Origin of the sequence: Hyphococcus sp. (assembly GCF_965228385.1) — a bacterium.
Lineage (GTDB): Bacteria > Pseudomonadota > Alphaproteobacteria > Caulobacterales > Parvularculaceae > Hyphococcus.
In genome coordinates this window covers 3448560-3471741 of sequence record NZ_OZ245810.1, presented here as the reverse complement: position 1 = coordinate 3471741, position 23182 = coordinate 3448560, and the positions used below count along the sequence as shown (strand labels likewise).

General features: G+C 54.6%; 27 protein-coding genes. 14 read left to right on the top strand and 13 right to left on the bottom strand.

Annotated elements, in window-relative coordinates:
* Positions 1-111 precede the first annotated feature (111 nt).
* The 4 genes from ACQK2Q_RS16315 to ACQK2Q_RS16300 are packed head-to-tail and all read left to right on the top strand — an operon-like array spanning position 112 to position 3829.
* Positions 112-1065 carry a flagellar motor protein MotA gene (locus ACQK2Q_RS16315; RefSeq protein WP_425410806.1) on the top strand — a complete coding sequence of 318 codons (954 nt, stop codon included), beginning with the start codon at positions 112-114 and terminating at the stop codon, positions 1063-1065.
* A gap of 5 nt (positions 1066-1070) precedes the next feature.
* Positions 1071-2099: a peptidoglycan -binding protein gene (locus ACQK2Q_RS16310; RefSeq protein ID WP_425410805.1), complete on the top strand. Its 1029-nt coding sequence runs from the start codon at positions 1071-1073 to the stop codon at positions 2097-2099.
* A 27-nt stretch (positions 2100-2126) separates the two neighbouring features.
* A complete protein-coding gene (locus ACQK2Q_RS16305) occupies positions 2127-2978 on the top strand; it encodes a hypothetical protein (RefSeq protein WP_425410804.1) in 852 nt (283 codons plus the stop codon).
* Complete coding sequence (locus ACQK2Q_RS16300) at positions 2975-3829, top strand: M23 family metallopeptidase (RefSeq protein WP_425410803.1); 855 nt, start codon at positions 2975-2977, stop codon at positions 3827-3829. Before ACQK2Q_RS16305 ends, ACQK2Q_RS16300 begins: the two co-directional genes overlap by 4 nt.
* A gap of 197 nt (positions 3830-4026) precedes the next feature.
* On the opposite strand, the gene ACQK2Q_RS16295 is transcribed toward ACQK2Q_RS16300, so the two are convergent.
* The 12 genes from ACQK2Q_RS16295 to ACQK2Q_RS16240 all read right to left on the bottom strand — a co-directional run bounded on the left by ACQK2Q_RS16295 (position 4027) and on the right by ACQK2Q_RS16240 (position 13395).
* Complete coding sequence (locus tag ACQK2Q_RS16295; RefSeq protein WP_425410802.1) at positions 4027-4491, bottom strand: DUF2306 domain-containing protein; 465 nt, start codon at positions 4489-4491, stop codon at positions 4027-4029.
* Between the two features lie 71 nt (positions 4492-4562).
* Complete coding sequence (locus ACQK2Q_RS16290; RefSeq protein WP_425410801.1) at positions 4563-5267, bottom strand: SURF1 family protein; 705 nt, start codon at positions 5265-5267, stop codon at positions 4563-4565.
* A gap of 11 nt (positions 5268-5278) precedes the next feature.
* On the bottom strand, positions 5279-5647 hold the full coding sequence (locus ACQK2Q_RS16285; RefSeq protein ID WP_425410800.1) for a DUF983 domain-containing protein: 369 nt from the start codon (positions 5645-5647) through the stop codon (positions 5279-5281).
* A 10-nt stretch (positions 5648-5657) separates the two neighbouring features.
* Positions 5658-6221, bottom strand: coding sequence for a hypothetical protein (locus ACQK2Q_RS16280; RefSeq protein WP_425410799.1), 564 nt, complete (start codon positions 6219-6221; stop codon positions 5658-5660).
* 35 nt (positions 6222-6256) lie between these two features.
* On the bottom strand, positions 6257-7234 hold the full coding sequence (locus ACQK2Q_RS16275; RefSeq protein ID WP_425410798.1) for a cytochrome c oxidase subunit 3: 978 nt from the start codon (positions 7232-7234) through the stop codon (positions 6257-6259).
* 93 nt (positions 7235-7327) lie between these two features.
* Positions 7328-7897 (bottom strand): cytochrome c oxidase assembly protein, encoded by a 570-nt coding sequence (locus ACQK2Q_RS16270; protein WP_425410797.1) that lies wholly within the window; start codon positions 7895-7897, stop codon positions 7328-7330.
* A 14-nt stretch (positions 7898-7911) separates the two neighbouring features.
* Complete coding sequence (locus tag ACQK2Q_RS16265; RefSeq protein WP_425410796.1) at positions 7912-8046, bottom strand: hypothetical protein; 135 nt, start codon at positions 8044-8046, stop codon at positions 7912-7914.
* A gap of 17 nt (positions 8047-8063) precedes the next feature.
* On the bottom strand, positions 8064-8981 hold the full coding sequence (locus ACQK2Q_RS16260; protein WP_425410795.1) for a heme o synthase: 918 nt from the start codon (positions 8979-8981) through the stop codon (positions 8064-8066).
* Positions 8982-8998: 17 nt separating this feature from the next.
* On the bottom strand, positions 8999-9790 hold the full coding sequence (locus ACQK2Q_RS16255) for a hypothetical protein (RefSeq protein ID WP_425410794.1): 792 nt from the start codon (positions 9788-9790) through the stop codon (positions 8999-9001).
* Between the two features lie 176 nt (positions 9791-9966).
* Complete coding sequence (locus ACQK2Q_RS16250) at positions 9967-10344, bottom strand: hypothetical protein (protein WP_425410793.1); 378 nt, start codon at positions 10342-10344, stop codon at positions 9967-9969.
* Between the two features lie 199 nt (positions 10345-10543).
* The gene (gene ctaD, locus ACQK2Q_RS16245) at positions 10544-12208 is read right to left on the bottom strand and encodes a cytochrome c oxidase subunit I (RefSeq protein WP_425410792.1); all 1665 of its coding nucleotides are present in this window, start codon (positions 12206-12208) and stop codon (positions 10544-10546) included.
* A 23-nt stretch (positions 12209-12231) separates the two neighbouring features.
* Entirely contained in the window at positions 12232-13395 is a 1164-nt protein-coding gene (locus ACQK2Q_RS16240) for a cytochrome c oxidase subunit II transmembrane domain-containing protein (RefSeq protein WP_425410791.1), read from the bottom strand.
* Positions 13396-13644: 249 nt separating this feature from the next.
* Here ACQK2Q_RS16240 and tldD point away from each other — a divergent pair, with 249 nt between their 5' ends.
* Positions 13645-15063, top strand: coding sequence for a metalloprotease TldD (tldD, locus tag ACQK2Q_RS16235; RefSeq protein ID WP_425411181.1), 1419 nt, complete (start codon positions 13645-13647; stop codon positions 15061-15063).
* A gap of 110 nt (positions 15064-15173) precedes the next feature.
* Positions 15174-16040 (top strand): tRNA glutamyl-Q(34) synthetase GluQRS, encoded by an 867-nt coding sequence (gene gluQRS, locus ACQK2Q_RS16230; RefSeq protein ID WP_425410790.1) that lies wholly within the window; start codon positions 15174-15176, stop codon positions 16038-16040.
* Between the two features lie 13 nt (positions 16041-16053).
* Here the strand turns inward: gluQRS and ACQK2Q_RS16225 are convergent, their stop codons facing one another.
* A complete protein-coding gene (locus ACQK2Q_RS16225) occupies positions 16054-16665 on the bottom strand; it encodes a DUF1287 domain-containing protein (protein ID WP_425410789.1) in 612 nt (203 codons plus the stop codon).
* A gap of 127 nt (positions 16666-16792) precedes the next feature.
* Between ACQK2Q_RS16225 and ACQK2Q_RS16220 the strand changes: the two genes are divergently transcribed.
* The 8 genes from ACQK2Q_RS16220 (at position 16793) to ACQK2Q_RS16185 (ending at position 23158) form a co-directional block, all read left to right on the top strand.
* Entirely contained in the window at positions 16793-17215 is a 423-nt protein-coding gene (locus ACQK2Q_RS16220) for a hypothetical protein (protein ID WP_425410788.1), read from the top strand.
* A gap of 113 nt (positions 17216-17328) precedes the next feature.
* Positions 17329-17751, top strand: coding sequence for a YccF domain-containing protein (locus tag ACQK2Q_RS16215; RefSeq protein WP_425411180.1), 423 nt, complete (start codon positions 17329-17331; stop codon positions 17749-17751).
* Between the two features lie 135 nt (positions 17752-17886).
* A complete protein-coding gene (locus ACQK2Q_RS16210; protein ID WP_425410787.1) occupies positions 17887-19650 on the top strand; it encodes a hypothetical protein in 1764 nt (587 codons plus the stop codon).
* A 124-nt stretch (positions 19651-19774) separates the two neighbouring features.
* Entirely contained in the window at positions 19775-19978 is a 204-nt protein-coding gene (locus ACQK2Q_RS16205; RefSeq protein ID WP_425410786.1) for a twin transmembrane helix small protein, read from the top strand.
* A gap of 156 nt (positions 19979-20134) precedes the next feature.
* On the top strand, positions 20135-20884 hold the full coding sequence (locus ACQK2Q_RS16200) for an electron transfer flavoprotein subunit beta/FixA family protein (RefSeq protein WP_425410785.1): 750 nt from the start codon (positions 20135-20137) through the stop codon (positions 20882-20884).
* Entirely contained in the window at positions 20885-21817 is a 933-nt protein-coding gene (locus ACQK2Q_RS16195; RefSeq protein WP_425410784.1) for an electron transfer flavoprotein subunit alpha/FixB family protein, read from the top strand. It abuts the gene before it with no gap.
* 175 nt (positions 21818-21992) lie between these two features.
* Positions 21993-22871: a 3-hydroxybutyryl-CoA dehydrogenase gene (locus tag ACQK2Q_RS16190; RefSeq protein WP_425410783.1), complete on the top strand. Its 879-nt coding sequence runs from the start codon at positions 21993-21995 to the stop codon at positions 22869-22871.
* An 83-nt stretch (positions 22872-22954) separates the two neighbouring features.
* Positions 22955-23158 (top strand): dodecin family protein, encoded by a 204-nt coding sequence (locus ACQK2Q_RS16185; protein WP_425410782.1) that lies wholly within the window; start codon positions 22955-22957, stop codon positions 23156-23158.
* Positions 23159-23182 lie beyond the last annotated feature (24 nt).

Genomic DNA, 23182 nt, shown 5'->3' with positions numbered 1-23182 from the left:
TTATGAACCGCCGCGGTTAATAAGAATGGAAATACCGGCTTTCTTGTTTTACCCCGCGCTATTTTTGAATAATGTAACGGTGCGAAGGGGTATTACTGTAAGGGGAAGTCCATGGCGCGCTCGCTTGAACGGTCGGTGAAATTTGTCCGGCCCGGGCCCTATATTCTGAATATGCTGCTCTTCCTGATCGGCGTTGGCGCAATTATTTACTATCTCTCGCCGCTCAGCCCTCAGCCTTCTCCGCTTTTGATCGACGCCTTTAACGCGAACCCTGCTCTAAACGGTCTGATCCTGGGTGTTCTGGCTATTGGCGTTATCTATAACCTGCGGCAGGCAGGCGTCATCGCACCGGCGGTGCGCTGGGTGGAAGCGTTCAGGGAGTCTGTAGATCCAGGCCGTTCTCGCCTGCCGCGCGCGCCGACCCTTATCCGCGCCATGGCGACAATGCTTTTGGACGCCGACCGGACAAACGCCCGCAAGCTAAACCCGGACTCCTCGCGCGCCATTCTCGATTCGATCGGCACAAGGATGGATGAAGGCCGGGAAATGGGCCGCTACCTCATGAACCTTCTTGTATTCCTGGGCCTGCTCGGCACGTTCTGGGGTCTGCTTGAAACGGTCAACGCGGTCGCGGACACGATTAATGGTCTGGCCAATACCGGCGGCGCAGCTGAAGATGCGGTTTCGCAACTGATCGCCAATCTACGCGAGCCGTTGTCCGGCATGGGAACGGCGTTTTCATCGTCTCTGTTCGGCCTCGGCGGATCGCTTGTGGTCGGCTTCCTCGATCTTCAGGCGGGCCAGGCGCAAAACCGTTTTTATACAGATCTGGAAGACTGGCTTGCCGGCATGACGGACACCGCTCGGATATCCAGCAAGGGCGGCGCAAATCTGACCGCCGACATCGCCGACGGCGATCTGATTTGCGCTATTCAGGCGCTGGAGGCGGCGCTCGCAGCAAATACGGAAACGCAAATCAAGGCGCAGGCTGGGCAGACAGCGGAACTGAAAGACGAAATCAGAGCGCTAAATCGTACGCTGATACGCGTTGGCGGCGGGGAGTAGTCGCGATGGCGCGACGGCGCACAAGAAGCGAGGCCAATATCTGGCCCGGTTTTGTCGATGGTCTGTCGACATTACTGCTTGTGTTGATGTTCGTGCTGTCGATTTTTGTGGTGGCTCAATTTTATCTTGGCGACCGGCTGCAAACCGTAAAGGATGAACTTGCGTCCAAAGACGATGAACTCACGCGACTGATTGCGCAGATTAACTCGCTCAACGATCAACTTGGATTGGCACAGACAGAACGCGACCGGCTGCAGGCGCAGGTGCTTTCCCTCGAAAACACGATTGCCGAAAAGGACGAAGAACTAGTCGGACTCGCAGCCGCGCTTGCGGCAAGCCAGTCAGCAGTCGCCGCTTCTGCAGAGGAACTGGAAGCAGAAAAAGCGCTAAGCGATGAACAGAAAAGCGAAATTGCTACGCTCAACGCCCAGATCGCAGCGTTGCGGCGCCAACTCGCCAGCCTGCAGGAAGCGCTGGATGCTGCGGAAGCCAAGGATCGCGAACAGCAGGCTCAAATTGAAAACCTTTCCCAGCGCCTCAATGCGGCGCTTGCTCGCAAAGTCCAGGAACTGCAGGAAGTGCGATCGCGCTTCTTCGAGGCGCTACGCGAAGCGTTAGGCGACCGCACTGATATTCGCGTTGTCGGAGACAGGTTTATTTTTGAAAGCGATATTCTTTTTGGGTCGTGCTCCGCTACGCTGGGTGAAGCCGGGAAACTCGAACTTGACAAATTGGCGTCCGCATTAATTGAAATTCAGGATGACATTCCAGGCGAGGTGAACTGGGTTCTGAGAGTTGACGGCCACGCTGACGCATCTCCGCTTGGCCCTTCCTGTCGCGCCTTGTTCGATTCAAACCTTGAGCTTTCTGCACAAAGAGCAATTTCCGTCGTTGAATACATTCAAGGACGCGGCGTGCCAGAGCGCCGCCTACTGGCGACAGGATCAGGCTCATCATCGCCTATCGTCTCCGGTTACTCGGCCGCATCGCTCGCGCAAAACCGGCGTATCGAGTTCAAACTCACCGAGCGGTAAATGAATGTCGTTCGAAAGGGGGTCTAAATGAAAACCATTTTTTTCGCCGGCGCCGGCGCTGCGGCGCTTATTGCCGGCGCGATCGGGGCGCTGGCCCAGGATGAGGCCGAAGAAAATCGGGAGCAGACGCAACGCGAAGAACTGCGCCGCACGCCGCCGAACCCGGATGCTTTGCAGGCATCCATGCGCAACAGGGCAAAACGTCTGCCCAAAGCCGGCCTTGCCTCGGCGCTGCGCGCCGCCCGTGAAGACCGGTCAAATCGCGCTGAAACCATACAACGCGCACCGAACCTCATTGAATTGCGCGCCGATCTCAGACGAACGCAGGCAGCGGACGCCGAACGCCCCACTTTGCGCGAGCAGCTTTCCGGGAGTCAGGCGCTGACTGCGCCAGCCGGTCCGCCGCCGCCAGGCATACGCGCCATGTCGGCCAACAATATGCGAAATACCGATCAAAGCGAAATCAATCGCGCCCGAATTCCTGTCTTGATACCAGCTGATCCTTCGATCCGCGACAAGATCAAAGTTTACGGCATGGAGAATGTCTACACCGCCACCGCGATAATCGATGCGCAGGCTTCGCTCTCCATCACCGGCACTTGTAACCGCGTGATCGGCGGCGACCCTGATATAGTAGAATTTCGAAAACGCCTGGCAGAACAGCCGCGCCGCCTGTCAGGCATTGGCGCCTCATATCACATCAGCCGGAACGATTTTGGCGTGGATTTGAGTTTTTCAAAATTCGGCTGCGGCTATGTGATGACTATCGAATGCAACGATCCGTCAACGGATTCCCGGTGCGCGAGCGATAATTACGTTATTGGGCTGGCGGATTCTATGGTTCTCGCCAACCCGGAACTTGCGAATGGGGGGGAATGATGCGCAATTATGAAAAAAATCTTCTGGTGCTGGTGGCGCCAGCCTTGCTCGCCGCATGCGATAATACTATCGGCGAACCTGCAGACGATCCGGGAGATCCGCCGCCTGAAGTTCCCGGCGAGCCAGCTGAACCGGATCCTGATCTCCCTACTGACGATAATGATTTTCTGACGGACGGTGACGGCCGCGTTTTCAGTTACCTGCCGCCCGGAGATTTGCTGCCCGATTCGGGGCCCGGTCATCAAGACACAACAATTTACCGCCCGGACATTGTCTTCCCGCTCGAGGACGCGGCCTTTTTGAATAGTCAGGTCTATCGCTATGGCGGTAGCCAGAGCCACATCAACGGCATGAATGGAGGACAGTGCAACGCGACGAACTATGAATATCCATGGCAAGACACGTTTTGCGAATCGCGTTCCCGGGCACAAATCATGTGCCCAAATGGCGGCCACGAAGGGAACGATATTCGGGCCGCCACCTGCATCCCCAACAGTGGCGAAACGCACTGGGCGGTCGCCGTGGAAAATGGCCGCATCGTGGGTCTGCAAGGGTCGAAATACACGGTCAAGCTACAGACGGAAGACGGTACACTATATCGTTACATGCACCTCGACATGAGCCAGCTCGCCGTCAACGACGGTGAATTTGTTGTGAAAGGCCAGCGTATCGGCAAGGTCTGGAACGACTTCTTTAATTCCTCAGGAGAACAAGTCCCCACAACCTATCATCTGCACTTTGAGATGTATCAGAATTATGCTCCGGACGAAGAAACCGACCCTGTCTTCGATCAGGTCAACCCATACATGACTCTTGTCAGCGCCTATGAGCGCAAACTCAGAAACGAATAAACGCCAGGCCGTTTCGTAGCTTATTATGGATGCGATTGGCATTTAACGCCGACGCGATCGCAATGATACGTTCGTTGAGGGTTATGTTATGGCTGCAAAATCATATTGCCTTAATTGGTAACTTTCTCTCGACAGCTTAGCTGGCTTGGCCCGTCGCCCACTTATATTTGCTTTCATTGAAAAGCCGCCGGATGTTTTTATCCCGGCGCGCCAAAGACCACTTCATGCATGATGCGCCCCGGAATAAATGCGAGCGCGCCGGCGACAACCAGTCCGCCGATAAAAATGCCGATGAATGGGCCTTTATGTCTCTTCAATTCCGCGCCGCCCCGGCTGAGATAGTGCAAGCCCCCGACGATTCCGGCAGCCGTCACAATAGTGAAGATGTGAATGTAACTAAAACGCGCCCAGAATGGATCACCCGGTTTTGTTGGGTTTACGATAAAGGCGCTGGACAGCGTCACAACGATCATCAGGCCCACCCATACTGCACCCAACGATTTATGCGGAAGCGTGCCTTTTGGAGCCGACAACTGAACTATGCCAAGGAAAAAAGCTGCAATGGCCGCAAATGCATGGATTTGAATCAATAATGACGCTTCGAACAATGGCTCTAATGACATGATTGTCTTTTGTCTCGGTCTTATGTTTGCGCCGCGCACAGGGGTGTCGCGCCTGGATGCCGCCGCCATTGAGTACTAATCATACTTTGCTTTATAAAGTTATTTGATTATTATTGCTTTTGCAACGAAAAAGCACACCAGACGCCAATAAGCGCCACACCAAGACCGAACCAAGTGAGCGCATATTCAAAATGACGATTGCTAAAATCGATGCGCGTCGTTCCACCTTGCGGCCATTGTCGCTCCGGCACAGCGAACTGATCTATGTAATAGGCCGCCGTCGCAATGCCGGCTTTTTCGGCAAACAGCGTTGGATCACGCACAAACCAAAGCCCATCGCCGGACTGTTCCCGGGAGCGGAACCACGAAGCTGGCGGCGCAAGCCTTTCGGCATAACGGAACAGACCGGTGACAGAGGGGCCGCTGGATTCTGCAACCGGCGCGGGGTTGATTGATTGCGGGGCAAACCCGCGGTTCACGTAAATAAACTCGCACTCTGCGATTTTAAGCGGCGTAAAGTAAAAGGCGCCCACGCGCCCGTCATTCGCGCCAAAAACGATCGCTGTGTTGTCAAAATCCAAAACACCGGCAAGCGAGACCGGCGTGTAGCGCATATCTTCACCGCTATTCGCTCTACGCTCGGCTTCGGAAAAGGGAATTGGTTCAGCGCTAATTCGCGCATCGACTTTTGAAATGAGATCGCGTTTCCACTCGAGCCGTTGCAATTGCCAAATTCCCAATGAAACAAGCAAGCCGAGTGCGAGCATGACGCACATGGTCAAGACAGGACGGAATTGAAACCTGTAAGTCGCCATAATGTTGAATGTTACTCTTTAAGCCGGCCTTCAGAAGCCTTGTTGGCATACTGAAGGGCGATCATTGTCGCCTTAAGCGGACGCAACAGCAACAAGATAGCAATAATAGTGAAACCGCCGCTGATTAACAAAGCCACGCCCATCGGCGCAAACCATACAAAGCGCGCAATAAATGCGATCGCAACCGCAATGAAGCCGACAATGAAAATTACAAATACCGCCGGACCATCGCCGCTGTCCGCCTTGGCGTAATCAAGCCTGCATGTTTCGCAACATGGCTTCAACTTTAAGAAGCCCTCAAATAATCGGCCTTGACCACAACGCGGACATTTCGCACCGAGACCGGCGGCGTATGGAGATATGGGCGGGTAAAAAGGCATGATAAACAGTTTATTCTGTTTCCGATCGCATCAGCTCCATGGAAATCGGTTCATCGCTTTGCACCCGTCCTTGATGATAGGCCTTCGCCGCATCAACTAATCCGCGTACTGATTTTACAGTACAGATATCGTGATCCTCGCCATCAACACTCAAATCACCACGATCGATTAACCCGCGGCGCAGGTCTTGCGGCAATTCCTGACAGATCATCATCGTGAGCGTCATCCTGCTGGCGTCGCCAGCGCCGTAATAATAAGCGTATTCCTGATCATCTTCGCGCGATTGCACTACGTAGCCGCGCCGGCCAATTCGGCGAAAACGCAATATGGAAGGCGCCTCATCTTCCGCCAGAAAATGGTAAGATCGGTCTTGCATATATTGCACCGTCAGTTTCTGGCAATCATCGGCGCCAGTTTCAGAATCTGCCGGGCAGGCGATATAGCCGCCATCTTTCAATGGCCGGGCCTTGCCGGTTTTTACGTCCAGTATGGCGGTTTCAGAAACGAGGCATCCGACGAGAATAAGCGTCAGGCCTGCTGCAATGGCGACTTTCGCTAAAATGGAAGCGTGCATGCGCCGCCCCCTTTTCTGGCTGCTGCCAGCATAGTTTACGATAAAAGGCCCTGATTGCCGAGAACGTAGATAAACGCGAACAGGAACAACCAGACAACATCGACAAAATGCCAGTACCAGGCGGCGCATTCGAAGCCAAAATGACGCTCAGGCGTGAAATGGCCCGCAAGAGCCCTGAACAGGCAGACTATCAGGAAGATTGTGCCGATAATCACGTGCAGGCCGTGAAAACCGGTCGCCATGAAAAAGGAAGCGCCGTAGATGCCGCCGCCGGAAAACTTGAACATATCGAGGCTCAGCGCCTCATAATATTCAACAGCCTGCAACGCCGTGAAGAAAACGCCCAGAAAGACTGTGACCGCCAGTCCCTGCACCAGGCCTTTCTGGTCATTATTCTGAACTGCGTAATGCGCCCAGGTGACGGTCGTGCCGGACAAAAGCAGGATAAGGGTGTTGAGCAGCGGCAACCCCCACGGACTTAGAGGCTCGACGCCCACTGGCGGCCAGACTGCGCCGGTGGCGTGAACGCGCCCGTCATTGCCGATAAATGCAGGGTCGCCATTTGTGTTCAGCATTTGGGACCCGTCCGCAAGAATGACAGGATCTGACGCGCCCGGAAACAACGCGGCGCCAAAGAACGCCCAGAACCAGGCGGCGAAAAACATCACCTCAGACGCGATGAACAAGAGCATTCCGTAACGAAGACCAAGCCGGACAACGACCGATGTATTCTCACCCGTCAGGCTTTCCTTGATAACGTCTCGCCACCAGCCGGCGAAGGTGATCAAAATGCCCACAAAACCGATGAGAAAAAGCCAGTTGCCGCTCAGCGTGAACCATTTTGCCGATCCGTCTTCGGCAAGGCCGCCAAGTTTCAAACCGCCGCCCCCACCGCTGGATTCCATCCACGTCACAGCGCCAATCATCATCAGGGCGGCGGCAACCGATCCGACCAATGGCCACGGTGATGGATTGACTAAGTGGTATTCGTGTTTGACTTCAGCGCCCGCCATGGATCATCCCTCTTGGATCTCACTCGGTAAGTTGGCTGATTTCTATACTGGCGCGGCCGGAAAATCCAAGCGCATGGACGGCCCGCCCCCGCGCTATTCAGCCGCACTGGCCCCGCGGCGGCCGGAGGAATCCTCGGATTCCCAGGGGAAAAACGTGTAGGCAAGGGTTATCGTCTGGACATCGTCCAGATTTTCATCGCCGGCCAGATCCGGATCGATGAAATAGGTTACCGGCATGGAGACTTTCTCTCCGGGCTGAAGGGTTTGCTCGGTAAAGCAAAAGCACTCGATTTTCCGGAAGTAAATTCCCGCTTTGGCCGGCGAAACGTTGAAGGTCGCCCTGCCAGATACAGGTTTATCGGTAAAATTTTCCGCCTCGTAAAAAGCAAGGCCCGTTTCCCCGATATGAAGGGTTTGGGAGACTTGCTCAGGCTTGAATGACCAGGACAGGCCCTGCCCGACCGTCGCGTCAAACCGCACTGTAACGCTTCGCTCCAGCGTACGGTCTGCGCCCGCATCGGCGCGCTGAGTCGTGCCGCCCCAGCCGGTCACCTGACAAAACGCTTTATATGCGGGTACAGCGGCAAACGACATGGCGACCATGCCGGCCACGGCCATTGAGGCGAAAAACGCCGTTTTCCTGTTTTTGTTCTGCGTGATCATCTTTTTAACCTTGCCTAGAAACTACGCTCAGCGATGGAACCGCCAATGCGTAAAATCGTCACCAGAAAAATAATCACAATAAAAGCGCCCAGCGCCAGTGCTATGGCGAGATTGCGCCGCCTTTGCTGTTTTTTTTCTTCAGGCGTCACTCGAATAGTCCTTACAGCTACAGCTTGCCGATAATCGCGCCGGCGGTTTGCTCAGCAAGGAGCGCCGCGAATATCGCGAACAGATAAACAAGAGAGAAGCCGAAAAGCTTTCTTGCTGAGGCATAGTCTCCATTTTCTGACCGCAATACGGAGAATGATCGCCAGACGAAAAGGCCGCCCAGCGCAACACTCACGGCCAAATAAAATTCTCCCGCCATGCCGGCGAAAAACGGCGCACTCCCTGCGGCGGCCAGAAGGATCGCGTAGGCGAAGATTTGCCGCCGGGTTGAGGCTTCCCCTTTCACTACCGGCATCATAGGAATGCCAGCGGCCTCATAATCGCCGCGTTTATATAGCGCCAGCGCCCAGAAATGCGGCGGCGTCCACAGAAAAATGATAGCAAACAGCACCCACGCTTCCAGCGGCGCCGATCCTGTGGCGGCGGCCCAGCCAACGACCGGCGGCAATGCGCCTGCAGCGCCGCCGATAACGATGTTTTGCGGCGTCGATCGCTTAAGCCACATGGAATAGATCACCACGTAGAAAAAAATTGTAAAGGCAAGCAGACCTGCAGCAACGTAATTTGACGACAGCGCAAGAAGTCCAACTGAGAGAAGAGATAAAAAGCCGCCGAACGCAGCCGCCTCTGCGCGCGGCACCCTGCCTTGGGGGATAGGGCGCCCGGCGGTGCGCTTCATCACCGCATCAATATCGGCGTCCAGCCACATATTTAACGCGCCGGAAGCGCCGGCGCCCACGGAAATGGCGAGCAAAGACACAGCCGCGAGAATTGGGTTCATGCCTCCAGGGGCGATCAGCAAACCTACAAAAGCCGTGAAAATGACAAGCGACATCACGCGCGGCTTTAGTAAAGCATAATAATCGCCGGGACCCGCGAGTGAAAAATTTTGCTGAGCTAACGCCTCACTGCTCATGTTACGGCCTCTTTTGTTTAATCTTTTTTCGCTTTGACGAGCGTTTCCGGTCGTGTGCGCTGCGCTTCAGAGAACAGCGAGTAGGTTTGATTTACAAATTTCGAAACATCCGAAATGTTGCTGATATATTTATCAAGCTCTGGCGTTTTCTCCTGCTCGACCAGCCTTACGCGCGCTGACGGGTTTTCCGTTTCGAAACGGACGTAAAACCAAGGGTCGCCGCGTTTCAGCTTAAGCGGCTTGGATACGTCATGCCACTCAAATCCCCAGCTGACCGGCCGCGGCCATATATGGATAGGAAACCGTCCGCCCATTTGCACACCGGGACGTTGCTCGTCAAAATAATGTAGATAAGGAGCTGTCTGAACGATAAAACAGGGGTCATCAGCAATAAAGACATATGGCGACACGATTTGAATGAGCGGCCGCTCGGGATGGCGCCATTCATTCTGCGGATGCAACATCAATAATTCTTTCAATCCCTGTTCGCGAATTCCGGACTTTTCGCCATTAGCGTCTTTAAGTGAAAGTTGCCCGTTTGGTTGACGTTCAAAATGCAGCGTCAAATCGATCGGCACAGAAATGACAAAATGCCGACGGTCAAAATCAACGGCCGCCGGACAATTCTGCACCGATTTAGAGGAAGCGGCTTTGGGATCGTTTCGGGAAAATAATTTAGGCGGTGTAAAGAGCACTGAAGCCTTGGCGGCTTGAATCAGCCAGCCAACTGTGACGGTGCGCTTTTTATCACGGCTGGCTTGCGCGCTGCGCGTCTCTTGGTCATCAGCGAAATATTCATCCCAATTCATAAAATCGTCCCTGTTCGCTCGCATGTCTGCTTTTTCAGCAAGGCCAAGGCGTATTATAAAATGCGGCGCGCCAGATCCCTGTTTACAGGGTCTGGCGCGCCTTATGCCCTACATTCCGGACATGGGAAATAGTTTGTCATGACCGAGTTCCGCGACGCAGGGTCGCGAGACCGGCATCAACGGGCGAGCATGGATTTCAGCCCGAATAAAATAAGAATCAACACCATAAAGGCGATGAAATACGCCAATAGCGTGCCAGCCTGCAGGTCCATGAATTCCAGCCAGCTGTATTCCAGCTGATTGACGGCGCGATTGGCCGTTGTCGAAGCGGCGGTTTCTTCAGGCACAGGGCCCCGGAAAACGCCGCGCAGATAGCCGCCAATGACAAACAAAACAAGGCCGAGCAGCGTCATTGAGCCAATTTGCGTCGACCGCTGCATCATTAGCGTGGCGACGATTACCGATCCAAAGGCAATCAACAGCGCCACCACATCGCCGCTGAGAAACACCCCTTCGAATATATTTACTACGTCGTTAACAATGGTTTCCAGCATTACCCCTCCGCTAAATTTGCTGACGCCAACCAATACACGCCGAGCAGAAGTGTTGTGGAAACTACTAATACCGCCCAGCGTTAACCATTATTAACGGATTTATACGTCCGCGACCAGACACGCCAACACATTGAAAACAATAAAAAACCTCGTTGCGGACGCGCCGAACGAGGTTTTTTTAGGATGATTTTGCATTCACCTAGAACGCTTTGGCGTCGCCTTTATCGAAACGCGGCAGCTCGTTGAACTGGTGATATGGCGGCGGCGACGGCAATGTCCATTCCAGCGTCGTTGCACCTTCGCCCCAGGGATTGGCGGGCGCTTTTTTACGATAAATGAAAAATGCGTCGATCATGCAAATCGCGAAAATTAGCATGCCCAGCACTGTGATGCCGTAACCCACCGTGGAAATATAATTCCAGTACGCAAATGCTTCAGGGTAGTCGATATATCGCCGCGGCATGCCTTGCAGCCCCAAGAAATGCTGAGGGAAGAAAATCAAGTTCACCCCGATGAACATAACCCAGAAATGCGCAGCGCCCAGCCATTCGCGATATTCCTTACCCGTCATTTTCGAGAACCAGTAATACCAGCCAGCGAAAATCGCGAAAACCGCGCCAAGCGACAGAACGTAATGGAAGTGAGCGACAACGTAATAAGTATCATGCATGTAATGATCGATGCCGGCGTTGGCGAGCACGACGCCCGTCACGCCGCCGACCGTAAAGAGGAAAATAAACCCGATCGCCCACAGCATCGGCGTTTTGAACGAAATCGAACCGCCCCACATCGTTGCAATCCACGAGAAAATCTTGATGCCGGTCGGCACGGCGATCACCATTGTGGCGGCGACAAAATACGCCTTCATGTTCACCGATAGACCAACCGTATACATGTGGTGCGCCCAGACGATGAAACCGACAAATCCGATCGCCACCATGGCGTAGGCCATGCCGAGATATCCAAAAATCGGCTTTTTCGAAAATGTCGAAACAATATGAGAAACGATCCCGAAACCCGGCAGGATGAGAATATAGACTTCCGGGTGACCGAAGAACCAGAAAAGGTGCTGGTACAGAATCGGATCGCCCCCGCCGGCCGCATCAAAGAATGACGTGCCGAAATTCCGGTCCGTCAGCAGCATGGTGATGGCGCCTGCGAGCACAGGCAACGACAGAACGAGCAGGAACGCCGTGATCAGAACGGACCACGCAAAAAGCGGCATTTTGTGCAACGTCATACCCGGCGCGCGCATATTGAAAATTGTCGTGATGAAATTGATCGCGCCCAGGATCGATGACGCGCCGGCAAGGTGAAGGGACAGGATCAACAGATCCATCGCGGGCCCCGGGCTGCCGGTATTTGAGGACAATGGCGGGTAAAGCACCCAGCCGCCGCCAAAGCCAATGTTGGAGCCATAGCCCGGCGCAAAAAGCGACAACGTGATAAGAATGCCGGATGCGCCGTAAAGCCAGAACGAAATATTGTTCATGCGCGGAAAGGCCATGTCGGGCGCGCCAATCATGATGGGCACAAACCAGTTGCCGAACCCGCCGATCATCGCCGGCATTACCATGAAAAAGATCATGATCAGGCCGTGATAGGTGATCAGTACGTTGTAAAAGTTCGCCGCCGCATCAGGGTCGCCGCCGGAAAACATGGTCAGGAACGTGACGCCGGGTTCCGCCAGCTCCATGCGCATAAGACCAGACATCGCGCCGCCGACAATGCCTGCGATAATGGCGAAGATCAGATAGAGCGTGCCGATATCCTTGTGGTTCGTCGAAAACAGCCAGCGAACGAGGAATGGCGGTTTATGATCGTGCGCTTCGTGAGAATCGTGTGCGGCGTGTGCGTCAGCCATGATCGTTTTGCCCTTCTTCTGTTCTATTCCGCTGCATCGCCGTTAGCGGCGGCTTGAGCAAGTGTGACGTTGTCGGATTGAAACATGGGGTCCAGCCCCGCAAGCGCGCGCTGCCCATCGACCCAAGCTTCAAATTCGGGCCGTGACACGACCTCTACCGCGATAGGCATGAATGAGTGCTTCACGCCGCAAATCTCTGAGCACTGACCATAATAGACGCCTTCGCGCTCAGCGCGGAACCATGTCTCATTTATACGCCCAGGCACAGCGTCGATCTTTACGGCGAAGTTTGGCAACGCCCATGAATGAATTACATCGCGCGCGGTAGTGGTTACGCGCACCGTCTCGCCAATGGGCACAACAACGCGATTATCAACTTCAAAGCGGTAAAGCGCCGGCGTCGTCTGGTCTTGCGGCAACATATTGGAAGCAAATTCAAAGTCGCCGAAATCCGGATAGGAATAACTCCATCCCCATTGATATCCATTAACCTTCAATGTCATTGTCGGCGCCAACACAACTTCCTTTTCGCAACCGTCGATATAGCGCTTGGCTATCGGACAGCCGGAAACATTTTGAGTCGAACGCCCGCCGCGTAAAATAACACTAGCGCCCGCTGGCGCAGGATCGTTCAGAGAGACCACCAGATCGCGCTCGCCCCAGCCTTCTACACGGAAATCCCGCCGGTTCTTCAAAACCGTGCGCTGCGTCCCATCATCTACAATTACCTGCAAATGATCGGCGCGCTTGACCATTCGGCTTTCGGGAAAATCATTTGGAAAAACAAAATCAATAGTCTGTCCATCGCCGGCGACAACAACCTGTTTGCCGTCGGGCGTTACATCCTCTTTGTACAACAACTCAAAGGATGGAAGGGCGATCACGAGAAGGATAATGATTGGGATGCCGGTCCACAAAACCTCAACCAGCGTATTATGGCTGAATTTTCGAGGTACGGGATTTGCCTTGGCGTTGTAGCGAACGATTACCCAGATGAGCAGCGCCAGCACAAACAGGCTGATGACCGTAATAATCGGTAATAAAATTGCGTTGTGAAAAAAATGCACTTCCTCAGCCAAGGCGGAGGCCGCAGGCAACATCGCTACGCCTTCGTCGCTGGGAAGCGCTTTGGCGCTGGCGATCATCGCCGCTGCAACACCCGACAGTACGGATAAAAGTCTTTTCATTCTCGTTTCTCGCCCATTGGCCCCATCTGGCCGCGCCGCTCGGTTCAGGGCGTTAATCAAGCCCCTTATATCTGACAAGCCTGCCGCCGGAATACGCCCGCTTGAGCGCTCGGGTCAAACTTTTCTGCGGCCGCTTATAAGCCTGCGGGCGGCGCGGCGTCATCGCGGCGGGCATGGAAAAATGGTCGCAGGATGACCCGTTTAACCAATGGCATTGCGGCGGCGCGTCATGCGGCTTACATCCGGCGCATGACAGATTCTTATTTCTTTTCCCGCACCGACCTTGATCGCAATCGCACTCAAACGATTTTGGATGAGGCCTTGAGAGGCGCAGACGACGGCGAGCTTTTTCTCGAATATGGCCAGTCGGAGTCGTTTGTTTTCGACGATAATCGCCTGAAAGCAGCAAATTTCGATGTAAATCAAGGCTTTGGCTTTCGCGCGGTGTGCGGCGAATCAACTGGCTATGCGCATGCCTCGGAGCTCTCCGAAGCGGCGCTGAAACGCGCAGCCGGCGCAGTGCAAGCGGTGAAGACAGGGTCGGGCGGACAAATCGCCGACGGCCCGTCGCGCACGAACGCCAAACTCTATCCTGAAGAAAACCCTTTGGGCGATTTGCCTTTTGAGGAAAAAACCAAGCTGCTGGAAGACATTAACGCTTATGCCCGCGCAAAGGACTCGCGCGTCCGGCAAGTCTCTTGTTCGCTCTCAGGTTCATGGGAAGCCATTGAAATTATTCGTCCCGGCGGTGAAATTATTCGCGATTTCCGGCCGCTTGTGCGGCTCAATGTCTCCGTTACCGCCGGAGACGGCGACAGGCAGGAGAGCGGCTCGTATGGAGCGGGCGGACGCGAAGGATATGCGCGGTTTATCGCCGTCGACGCCTGGCATATGCAAGTCGACGAAGCCTTGCGGCAGGCGGTGATCAATCTGGAAGCGGAAGCCGCGCCAGCCGGCGAAATGGAAGTGGTGCTTGGTCCCGGCTGGACAGGTGTTCTGCTGCATGAAGCGGTTGGTCATGGTCTTGAAGGCGATTTCAACCGTAAGAAGACATCAGCTTTCGCCGGGCGTCTGGGTGAGCGGGTCGCCGCGCCGGGCGTCACGGTCATTGACGACGGGACAATTTCCGGACGACGCGGCTCTTTGACCGTTGATGACGAGGGCACGCCCACATCGGAGACCGTGCTGATAGAAGACGGTATCTTGAAAGGCTATCTGCAAGACCGGCTTAACGCCCGGCTTATGGGGATGGCGGCGACCGGCAACGGGCGGCGGGAAAGTTTCGCCCACCAGCCAATGCCGCGCATGACAAACACCTACATGAATGCCGGCGATCACGATCCGCAGGAAATTCTAGCCAGCGTCAAGGACGGCATCTACGCCGTGAACTTCTCCGGCGGACAGGTCGACATTACGTCTGGCAAATTTGTCTTTAACTGCACCGAGGCCTACCGGGTGAAGAACGGTAAAGTCGGCGCGCCCATAAAAAACGCCGCGCTCATCGGCGACGGGCCCAGCGTGCTGACCAAGGTTTCCATGATCGGCAATGATTTCAAACTCGACCCCGGCGTCGGTGTTTGCGGCAAGGCCGGCCAGGGCGTGCCGGTCGGCGTCGGTCAGCCCACGATCAAAATCGATGCGCTGACAGTCGGCGGCGCCGGCGCATAAAACCCTTATGCGCATGGCGGCAAATAACTTCGCGTAATTATGTCTGGGACCGCAACTATAAATAAAACTCCATTCAGGATTGCGCCTGGAAGAGACGCCGGTAGCGGTTCATGACTTCAACTTATGTCACCCGCTTTGCGCCCTCGCCGACGGGCTATTTGCATCTCGGGCACGCCTTTTCTGCGCTCACCGCCTATAAGGCCGCGAAAGACGCAGGCGGAAAGTTTATTCTGCGCATCGAAGACATCGATCTGACGCGATGCCGAACGGAATATGAATCGGCGATTTATGAGGATCTCGAATGGCTAGGTCTCGATTGGGATCCGCCTGTTCGCAGACAATCGGATCATTTCGAGGAATATGCAGAGGCGCTGGAAACGCTTGCAGAGAACCAGCTTGTCTACCGCTGTTTCAAAACCCGCCAGGAGATTACCGATGAAATCGCCCGCGCGCCGCATCTTTCGCCAAGCGGCCCCGAAGGCCCTCAATATATCGGCGCGCCATTAAAAGCTAATGAGGAGCGCTCATTGATGGCTAAAGGCGCCCCTTATGCGTGGCGGCTGTCGATAAGCGCAGCGCAAGAATTTCTCGGTGAAAAATTTCATGCGCTGCACTTTACAGCGGAATTGGAAAATGGAGAAACGCAACGCGTGAATGCAACGCCGGCATTATTTGGCGACGCGGTCATTGGCCGCAAAGACTCCGGCGTTAGTTATCATCTGGCGTCTGTATATGACGACGCGCTGCAAAACGTCACGCATGTCATTCGCGGTCAGGACCTGTATCATGCCGCGCATTTGCATCGTTTGCTGCAGGCGTTGCTGGCTTTGCCGGAGCCCGTATATCGCTGCCATCGTCTCATTACGGATGATAATGGCAAAAGATTCGCTAAACGCGACAAATCGGCGACGCTTCGCGCACGCCGCATGTCCGGCGCTACACCCGAAGCAGTGCGCGCGGAATTAGGTTTTCGCTAATAGCAAGGCCGTTTTAATTTTCGGCGCCGAAAAGGGACTCTTTAAGACGGTAGCGTCCGGTCATCGGCCAGTCGAACAATACATCTTCAAGCTTTGGTCCTGCACCGATATTATGCACAACCATGGGGCGCCCCGTGGGCGCGATTTTATCCGTTACGACGCCAATATGGGGCAGCCATCCCGCATCGCCACGCAAGTTCCACGCGACGATGTCGCCGGGCAAATAATCTTCAGCAATATTACTCGCCTCAAGTCTGGCGCCCATCCGGGTAAAAAAGGTTTCGAGATTTGGAACGCGCCTGTGATCAATATTGGCGTCCGGTTTCACAAGGCCCCAGATCGCCGGATAGGCGTTGAACGAGGCGCGCATGTCAGTATGCACTAGCTCTTGAAGATCAATGTCGAGCGCACGTAATGTACGAACGACAACATCGGCGCAAACGCCCCGATCCGGCGCAACATCGCCCATAGGATACGACATTCGTACATACGCAGGATCGTAAACCACCCGGAACGCTGTCCGCTCGATTGCGGCGGCCGAAATCCGCGCGCCATAATCGATCTGCGCCGCTTTGCTGGCGCCATAGATGTTCAAAAGAACCAGAATGCTGAAAATGGTTTTCATCTGTTTTGTATGGAAACGTCCGATTATGGCCTAGATGTGGCCAATCACGAAAACCGCTTCGAATTGTGAAGTGACGGGAAAGTCTGTTCTGCGTTATTCTCCCAAATCAACTGAAGGGGTGATATTCATGAAGGCAGGATTACTTCTGGCGCTACGCGCCACGACTGGCGCGCTGTTGATTATCTGGGGTGTTTTGCGGGTCATGAATACTGAGACAGCGGTCGGCCTTTCGGAAAAATATTATTCAGGCATGCTGAGCAGTGAAGCGCTGATCCTGCCGCTCGCCTTTGGTCAGATTGCGCTTGGCGGCCTCGTCATTCTGGGCCTTTTCCGCAAAATTATTTATCCTTTGCAAGCTCTGGTGCTGATTGCCGGCGCTGTTGCGATCTGGAAATTTCTGGCCGACCCGCTGGGGCTCTATTTGCTGAACGAAGAGACGCGGAATATTCTATTTTTTCCATCGACCACCGTCGCCGTCGCATCGTTGATCATTATTGCATTTAAGGATTACGACCGCTTTGCGCTGGACAGTCTGCTCGCAAGGCGTTGAACCGAGCGCAAAATGCGGTGAATATTGTGGCGCCGCATCAATCAAGGCTTATATCCTTCTCATGAAGGAGGCGGCCCATGTACCCTGATCACCCACTTTCGGATGAACGCTCGATTTCGCCGATTGCGCTGATCCTCAATATTATCTGGCTGGCGCTCGGCGGCGCGCTGGCGGCGATTGGCTGGTTTATCGCGGCGCTGTTCATGGTCATCACCATTATCGGCATCCCATGGGCCCGCGCCGCTTTTGATAACGGCGTTTATACGCTCTGGCCGTTCGGCGCGAAACCGCTCGCCCGCGACCGGCTCTATGGCGAGGATATCGGCACAGGCCCGCTTGGTTTTCTCGGCAATATTATCTGGCTTGTGCTGGCCGGATGGTGGCTGGCGCTGGGGCATGTATTTGCAGCCATCGGCCTTGCGATCACGATTATCGGCCTGCCTTTTGCCTGGGCGCACCTAAAACTCGCTGGTTTCGCCCTGTGGCCGATCGGGCGCACCCTTGCTCACAGCGAGCTGCGCAGACGCGCATACTAGCACTAACGGCCTGATAAAGCTTCGCTTTTGTCGCTTTTGCGCGCTTAACCCGCAATTTATCAAGATAAAACCGTCAAGCTTGACGTCTTGCCCCCTACCGACTCGGTTAATAGCGCGTTAAAAAGAGGGATGGGTGTGTTGCGCGGACTAGTATTGGGGGCGGCGTTGGCGGCCGGTTTGGCGGCGGTGAATAACGCATCGGCGAGCGGCGTGCCGGACGCCATAAACACCGGCGTACGCTGGGAAGTTTATAAATCACACTGGTCCGAACAGGATGAAGCTGGTTATTCGGCTTTCGTTCAGGCGATTGGCCGCTCGAAATGTTCATCACTCGATTCATGCCTTAAAAGCGACGCTAATCCTTATCGTTCCAGCGTTGACCCCGACCTTCCAGGCGATTGCGCCGATATGGCGTACGTCCTTCGCGCCTATTACGCCTGGAAGAACGGTTTGCCTTTTTCCTATCAAAACGCGATGCGCACTGCGAATGGCAAACGTGAGGACTTGCGTTACTCCACAGGCGGCAACGCCGTCGCGGGCAGACGCCAGATTTTGAACTATGTCTCAAATGCGCCCGCCTTTATCGCCAGAATAGGCGGTGAAGTTTCCACAGCGATGTTCCGCACGCATCCAGAAAAAGGCGGCGGCCGCAGTCACGATGACTTTTACCCCGTCGCGATCTCACGAGAAGCCGTCAAGCCTGGCGTACTCGCCTACGATATTTTTGGCCATGTCGGCATAGTGTATGACGTGCTTGAAAACGGCCGTGTGCTGATCGTTGCTTCCCACCCGGACAACTCAGTAACGAGAACGGCGTATGGTCCGAATTTCATGCGGTCAAAACCCGAACTTGGCGCCGGCCTGAAGGCCTGGCGGCCGATTTACGTGGACGGCGCAGAAAAAGATAGCGACGGGTCCCTTCTCGGCGGGAAATTGCGCGCGAAAGAAAACGCCGCCCTCAAGACTTTTTCAATGGAGCAGTATTTCGGCAATACGCCGCATCCTTCCGGCGAATGGCACCATGGCGAATTCCGGCATAATGAGCGGACGCTTAAATATTACGATTATGTCCGCCGGAAACTCGCCGCATCTGATTTCGCTTATGATCCAGTGGACGAGTTGCGGTTTGGATTGCAGACAATATGCGGCGATATCAAATCGCGCAAAGCAGCAGTAGATGCGGCCTATTTCTCACGCGTGCATCTGAAGCCGCATCCCGAGAAATTACCGCCCAACATATACGGCACTTATGGCGAGTGGGAGGAGTACTCAACGCCGTCGCGCGATGCGCGCCTGAAGGTGTCTTTCATCGAGTTGCGCCGGGACACGCAGCAGCTCTATGAAGAAGCGAAAGCTGGAGCGCCGGGAATTGAATATGACGGCGACGATCTCGCCGGCGATCTCTTTCAAGCATTCGAAGAGGAAAAGAACGCGTGCACCTATACCTATTGGCGCTCGGACAACACGCGCATGCGACTTAATCTTGGACACGCTATGGAACGTTTGTGGCTACTGTCGTTTGACCCGTATCATTGTCCTGAACGGCGATGGGGCGCGAACGGCGCCGAGCTTGAAACCTGCACGGACGACGCCGAGAAATCTCAGTGGTATAATGCGCAGCGGTTTCTGCGCTATCAGGCGCGGCGCACCTATGACATCAGAATGGACTTCGCGCTCGCGGAGCTCAAACCACCCATGACGGCCTCTCCAGAAAATGGGGGACTAGGCAGCGACGCGCCGGCGGACGCCGATATTCGCGATTATCTTTTGAGCTTGTCCAGCGCCGTTCTGGCGAATAATGATGAGCCGGTTTGGGCTACGCCCATCGTCCTGAAAACTGACGAGCAGGACAATTTCTTTCCTGCCTGGCACAAAAATGGCGGCGAAACGGCGCAATAATGCGTCAAATCCGCGTGATTTTACGCTTATCATTGCATGGCCGCGCCAAACGGCCCATTTTACAGAGATCGACAAAGGCTTATCTAAAAGCCGACAATAAACGTAATATTAGGGAGCGCCCGAAATGGACGCACTGGTTTTTTTACTCATTCCCATCGCCCTTGCCGCTACAGCCATTATTTTGGGTGTCGGACTTTATTCGCTCGCCAAGGGCGGCGCATTCGCCAAGGAAAACTCCAATAAATTAATGCGTATGCGCGTTGCAGCGCAAGCGATCACGATTGCCTTGATGATGCTGTTTCTGTGGCTTGTAGGAAAAGGCGCTTAGGCTTTGAGGGCAAAGATCGCCGCCAAGAGGCCGCAGTTTTCCGGCGCCTGTAAAGATTGATCCTCACGGATGTCGAGACTATTGTGCGCCGCCAAACGAAAAAACGCCGTCGCATGAAGGCGGTCTGCGCCAATAGTTGCCAGGAGCGAAAGCGATATGAAAATCTTCGTGCCCGTCAAACGCGTCATCGATTACAACGTCAAGGTGCGCGTGAAATCGGATGAATCCGGCGTTGATCTCGCCAATGTCAAAATGTCCATGAATCCGTTTGACGAAATCGCCGTCGAAGAGGCGGTGCGTTTGAAAGAGGCGGGCACCGCGGAAGAAATCGTCGCCGTTTCTATCGGACCCGAAAAAGCGCAGGACCAGATCCGCCAGGCGCTCGCCATGGGCGCGGATCGCGGCATCCTGATCAAGACGGACGAGACGGTCGAGCCGCTGGGCGTTGCAAAACTCCTCAAAGCCATCGCCGAAGAAGAAAAGCCGGATCTGATGATCCTCGGCAAACAGGCGATTGACGACGACTCCAACCAGACAGGCCAGATGCTTGCGGCGCTTCTTGGCTGGGCGCAGGGCACATTCGCGTCAAAAGTCGAGAAGGATGACGATAAACTAAAAATCACTCGTGAAATCGACGGCGGCCTGCAAACCATCTCCATCAAACTGCCAGCGATTGTCACTACGGATCTACGGTTGAACGAGCCGCGATACGCCTCGCTGCCAAACATCATGAAGGCGAAGAAAAAGCCGCTGGATGTTAAAGAGGTCGGCGATTTCGATGTGGATATCTCACCGCGGCTTGAAATCGTAAAAGTCACTGAACCGCCGAAACGCGAAGCCGGCGTCAAGGTCGAAAGCGTCGCCGAGCTGGTCGACAAACTGAAAAACGAAGCGGGAGTTCTATAAATGGCTGTCCTCGTAGTCGCCGACGTTCACGGCAATGCAATTGACGATTCCACCCATAAAACCGTGACGGCCGCACAGGCCATAGGCGGCGATGTCGATATTCTCGTCGCGGGCTCCGGCGCGGGCGATGCTGCGGCGGCGGCGGCAAAAATTTCAGGCGTCCGGAAAGTGCTGCACGCCGACGCGGAATATTACGCCAACCGCCTTGCGGAACCGTTTGCTGATTTGATTGTCTCTCTGGCGGGCGATTACGACGCCATCCTGAAAGCCGCCGCGACAACCGGCAAGAACGTTATGCCGCGCGTAGCCGCCTTGTTAGACGTGATGCAAATCTCTGAAATCGTGGCCATCGAGGCGCCGGATACATTCGTTCGCCCGATCTACGCCGGCAACGCCATGCAGACGGTGAAGTCGAAAGACGCGAAGAAAGTTATCACCGTGCGCGCCACCTCCTTCTCCGCTGCGGGCGCAGACGGCTCCGCTGAAGTGGTCGCGGTTGACGCTCCTGCTGACCCCGGCCTTTCAAGTTTCGTCGGCGAAGAACTGACGAAGTCAGAACGCCCTGAACTGACCGGCGCGAAAATTGTCATTTCCGGCGGTCGCGCGCTCGCATCCTTTGAAAATTTCGAAGAATATATCTTCCCTATTGCAGACAAGCTTGGCGCCGCTGTCGGCGCGTCGCGCGCCGCTGTCGACGCCGGTTACGTGCCGAACGACTATCAGGTCGGACAGACGGGCAAGGTTGTCGCGCCCGAACTTTACATCGCCGTCGGCATTTCGGGCGCCATCCAGCATCTCGCCGGCATGAAAGATTCAAAAGTCATCGTCGCAATCAACAAGGATGAGGAAGCGCCAATCTTTCAGGTTGCCGACTACGGCCTCGTAGCGGACCTCTTCAAGGCGCTGCCGGAGCTGAACGAAGCGCTTGGCTGATATGAATTGACCTTCGGTTTTTAACGCAGCGATTTTTTATCTGCAGATGGCTATGCCTTTTGCCCCAAAGTGCTGACCGTAGGAATTTGTTGGCCCGTCGTTTGTCAGCATTGAGGCTCTTGCCCTTAATGTTGCTGCGATGCAGTATCGCGCGCTCCAGTGATCGGAGCGGGATATGACGCAAGTAAAGAATGTGGGCGTTGTCGGCGCGGGCCAAATGGGCGGCGGCATCGCTCATGTATTCGCCCTGGCAGGGTTTGATGTTGTGTTGAATGATATCGATTCAGCACAAATCGACAAAGCTGTTTCAACGATACAAAAAAACCTGGCGCGACAGGCGGTGAAAGGCGCGATTGAGGCCGATGCAGAAAAAGCCGCCATGGCCAGAATTAAAACATCCGGGGACATTGCCGATCTCAGCCAATGCGATCTCGTGATCGAAGCGGCAAGTGAGGATCAGGCGGTAAAGAAAGCGATTTTCCAGACCCTGAGCGGCGTACTGTCCAAAGACGCCATCCTCGCCAGCAATACGTCTTCTATTTCCATTACCGGACTTGCGGCGGCAACGGATCGGCCGGAAAACTTCATCGGCATACACTTCATGAACCCTGTGCCGCTGATGAACCTTGTTGAAGTCATTCGCGGCATCGCCACATCAAAAGAAACTTTTGAGACGACAAAATCGATTATCGCACGCCTCGACAAAACCATGGCGGTGTCCGAAGACTTCCCTGCTTTTATCGTCAATCGCGTTCTCATGCCGATGATCAATGAGGCGATCTATACGCTCTACGAAGGCGTCGGCACCGTCGAAGGCATAGACACGGGGTTAAAGCTCGGCGCCAATCATCCTATGGGACCGCTAGAACTTGCCGATTTTATCGGGCTCGATATTTGTCTTGCGATTATGCAAGTGCTGTATGAGGGGCTTGCCGATTCAAAATACCGCCCTTGTCCCTTGCTTGTAAAATATGTCGAAGCCGGGTGGCTCGGACGCAAGACAGGGCGCGGGTTTTATGACTATGCCGGTGACACGCCTGTTCCAACTCGCTAGAAGCATGTGTTTGCGCCCACAGACTAAAAACGCTTTACTTTAAAGCGCGCGCGCAATTGAATTATAGCATCAGGAGATTTTTTATGGCTGTAGCCCGTGTCACTGAAATTATTTCAGGATCGAAAAAAAGCTTTCAGGACGCCATTGAGAACGGCATCGAACGCGCCAACAAAACCCTTAAGCAGATCGAGGGCGCCTGGGTGAAAGATCAATCTCTCATTCTCGATAATGGCAAGATTAAAGAATATCGCGTTATTTTAAAAGTAACGTTCGTTCTCGACGACTAACCCTAAAGAGCTTTCCGAAACGGC